This is a genomic window from Bacillus sp. AY2-1 (assembly GCF_008368965.1).
In the GTDB taxonomy this organism is placed as follows: Bacteria; Bacillota; Bacilli; order Bacillales; family Bacillaceae_G; genus Bacillus_A; species Bacillus_A thuringiensis_S.
Genome location: NZ_QPEL01000180.1, coordinates 1 through 3,697, shown reverse-complemented (window position 1 = coordinate 3,697; position 3,697 = coordinate 1). Strand labels below are relative to the sequence as shown.

Sequence of the window (3,697 nt, the reverse complement as noted above, 5' to 3'; positions counted from 1 at the left end):
AATCTATAGAGACGAGCTAACATCCTTTTTTATACTAGTGAATAGTGCCAAATTAGTACTTAAAGGCTTATGAAGAACCGTTGTTTTTTTCTAAAAAATGAATGTTTATACGTTATTTATAATTTTTATGCTGATATGATTTTATATATCATAAACTTATTAATTTCCATTTACAATAATTATTTATTACAACAGCTTATATACCTAAAATAAGATGTTTCGACAATGGACGATATAAGTATCTTTATAATGACTTTCCAATATACTCAATGTGTTAATGAAAGGAATTCTGTATTATTTTTGCTTTTATACTAACTAATACAGCTTCAAACAAAGGACACAATTGATACATTGTAAGTGTAATCTATTACCTATTCAATATTCTGTTTATTCAATCATTCTAAAAATAAAAAAAGATTAAACTCATAAATATACAAGTTATAATGAGGGCGTCGAAAGATAATTTATTGCTCTCTAGAGAAAATATTAAAGCTAGTTTTGTGAAAAAATTCTAAAGACCTTGCAAGTAACCTTCTAAAATTAGACACTGATATGATTATACTACGAAATTTTTGTGATCCGAGAGGAAATTTATTCGACAAAAAAGAAAGCGCTATCAAATGATCTTATTTTCAATTAATCATTGTAATAACCTAGATTTAACTGCAATTAAAAATTATAAATTATGGAGGTGCTTTATAAATATGAATGTAGCATCTATTACAGAAAAAAAGGTTATTAAATACAAAAGTTGTTTTGATGTGATTGGACCGGTAATGATAGGTCCTTCAAGTTCACATACTGCAGGTGCATTGGCTATTGGAACAATTGCCAATAAATTATTTCAAGGTCTTCCAAAAAAAGTCGTGGTAAGATATTATGAATCATTTGCTGAAACCCATAAAGGACATGGAACTGACTTTGCAATTATTGCTGGAATATTAGGATTTGCTGCTGATGACAGCAAAGTGCCAGATGCTATTAAAATAGCAGAATGTAAAGGAATTGACATTATTTTTATTGAAAAAGCGGGCGATAGTCCTGCTGGTCACCCAAATACGGCAGATGTATATTTAGAGGATGAAAGTCGGAGTATTAGAACGATGGGTATTTCGGTCGGCGGTGGATTAATTGAAGTGAAGCATGTTGAAATTGACGGTTTTAGTTTCGATCTACAGGGGCCATTGCCAGTTATTATTGCGATTTCTGAAAGAGCTGATTTTGAATTTGTCTTACGCAGGATCTTTAAAGAATATGATGTGGAAATTAACAACTTTCATAGTTTAGAAAAAAACGAAAAATATTTATATGCATTCGCTTTGGATTCGTTATTACCTGGTAATGTTCAGAAGGAATTAGGAAAATTAAGAAATAAAGCTAATCTCATTATGCTTTAGTTATATTAAGGAGTGAAAAAATATGTATTTGGCCATAAAAGAAATTGTAGATGCAGCTAATAAAAACCAAAAGCCAATTTATGAATTAGCAATTGAACAGGAAATCGAACAAACTAAAACTTCTTATGAAGAAGTTTGGAGTAAAATGGAAAGAAATTTAGCGACTATGGAAAATGCTATAAATAAAAGTATCGAGGGCGAAGGGGTATTTTCTCCGACCGGTTTAACTGGAGGTGATGCCGTTAAAATTAAAAACTATAGGAAAAATAGGAAAACTCTTTCTGGAGATTTGATGGTGTTAGGAATACAAAATGCTATCGGTGTTAATGAAGTAAATGCTGCATTAGGGGCAATTTGTGCAACTCCAACAGCTGGTGCGAGTGGGACAATCCCAGGGGTCCTATTTAGTATTAGAGATTCGTTGCAGTTAAGTCATGAAGAGATGATTCATTTTCTATTCACTTCAGCATTATTTGGAACAATAGTCGCAAACAACGCTTGTATTTCAGGAGCGTATGGAGGATGTCAAGCTGAAATAGGCAGTGCCTCAGCGATGGCGGCTGCAGCAGCGGTAGAAGCAGCCGGTGGAACGCCACAGCAATCTTCTGAATCTTTTTCAATCGCGTTACAAAATTTACTCGGTTTAGTTTGTGATCCGGTCGCTGGTTTGGTAGAAATTCCTTGTGTAAAGCGAAACGCTATTGGAGCGACAAATGCTTTAGCAGCAGCAGACATCGCATTAGCCGGCGTAAACAATATCATCAATGCTGACGAAGTTATTGAAGCAATGTATAGGGTTGGAAGACAGATGCCTCGTGAGTTAAGAGAGACAGGGTTAGGTGGAATTGCGGCTACACCTACAGGGATTGCCATTAAAAATAAAATCTTTGGGGAGAAACAATTAAATCAATAAACAGCTATCGAATGCATTGTGAAATATTTAACAATATGTACTCTATTGTTCGCCTAAGGATGTCTGTATGTTGGGGGAATTATCAATAAAATATATTACTATTTAATTAAAATATTTTGTAAATGGTAACAAACCCTTCAGGTTGATGCTTCGCTAATTTTTTGATTTTGATTAATTTAGAAGAGGGATATTAGTTGTGGTGCACTATATAAGCAATTCATTTTTCAAGAAAGGTCTATATTCCTATACCTTAAATAGAGAATTATGAATAGGACACGAGGAGGAATTATTATATGAATGGGAATACTGCAAAAAACATAGAATTTCAAGGTGATAATACTGCAGTAAAAAATGAGAAATATCTAGATCCTACAAAGTGGCATAAACAGGATACTACTTGGGCGTTGAGCCTTTTTGGAACAGCAATTGGAGCAGGGGTACTCTTTTTACCGATTAATGCAGGTTCAGGTGGTTTATTATCATTGCTGTTAATTACCATACTTGCCTATCCTGTTATGTATTATTCACATAGGGCGCTTGCTAAAATGATTTATGCTTCGAACTCTGCCGATGAGGGGATTACAGGTACTATAAGAGAGTATTTTGGAAATAAGGCAAGTATCATTTTTAACATTGTATATTTCGTCTCCATTTATACAATCGTGCTGATGTACTCGGTCGCACTTACAAATACCGCTAGTAGTTTTATCGTGCATCAATTGCACATGCCGGAGCCTCCAAGGGCCATTTTATCGCTTGTCTTAGTACTCGGTCTTATCGCTATACTAAATTTTGGTCAAGATATAACTGTAAAGATCATGAGCATGCTAGTGTATCCTTTTATAGCTTCTTTACTTTTTATCGCAGTATCTTTGATTCCACAGTGGAATACGTCAATGCTTAGTTTTTCAAGTGTTTCTACTGCCTCAACAGGAACAGGATATTTAGGAACGATATGGATGATACTTCCAATCGTCGTATTCTCATTTAATCATTCACCTATGATTTCATCATTTGTTGTGAAGCAGAGAGCTAGTTATGGAATAGACGCTACTGATGCCAAGTGTGCTCAAATACAAAAAGTTTGTTATATCATGACATTCGCTGTTGTTATGTTCTTTGTTTGGAGCAGTACTTTAAGTTTGACACCAGATGATCTTAAGGTGGGACGCTACTGATGCCAAGTGTGCTCAAATACTTGTTATATCATGACATTCGCTGTTGTTATGTTCTTTGTTTGGAGCAGTACTTTAAGTTTGACACCAGATGATCTTAAGGTGGCAAAAGAACAGAACTTGTCAATCCTATCATACCTTGCTAATGAGCTTAATTCGCCAGTAATCACTATTGCAGCTCCTATCATTGCGTTTGTGGCTATTACAAAGTC

At 34.5% G+C, this 3,697-nt stretch carries 2 protein-coding genes and 2 pseudogenes; all 4 read left to right on the top strand.

The genetic code is table 11. The annotated features are described in order from the left end of the window. Nucleotides 1-698: 698 nt before the first annotated feature. Nucleotides 699-1,397: an L-serine ammonia-lyase, iron-sulfur-dependent subunit beta gene (sdaAB, locus tag DN403_RS27670; RefSeq protein WP_061667222.1), complete on the top strand. Its 699-nt coding sequence runs from the start codon at nt 699-701 to the stop codon at nt 1,395-1,397. Between the two features lie 22 nt (nt 1,398-1,419). Further along, the gene (sdaAA, locus tag DN403_RS27665; protein WP_061667223.1) at nt 1,420-2,310 is read left to right on the top strand and encodes an L-serine ammonia-lyase, iron-sulfur-dependent, subunit alpha; all 891 of its coding nucleotides are present in this window, start codon (nt 1,420-1,422) and stop codon (nt 2,308-2,310) included. Nucleotides 2,311-2,603: 293 nt separating this feature from the next. Beyond that, nucleotides 2,604-3,464 (top strand): annotated as a pseudogene (locus tag DN403_RS27660) (amino acid permease); the annotation flags it as partial. A 96-nt stretch (nt 3,465-3,560) separates the two neighbouring features. Beyond that, nucleotides 3,561-3,697: pseudogene (locus DN403_RS32425) on the top strand (septum formation protein); the annotation flags it as partial.

Bases quoted from the DNA above. Each gene is read 5' to 3' on its own strand.
- sdaAA (WP_061667223.1), top strand. From the start codon at position 1,420: ATGTATTTGGCCATAAAAGAAATTGTAGATGCAGCTAATAAAAACCAA.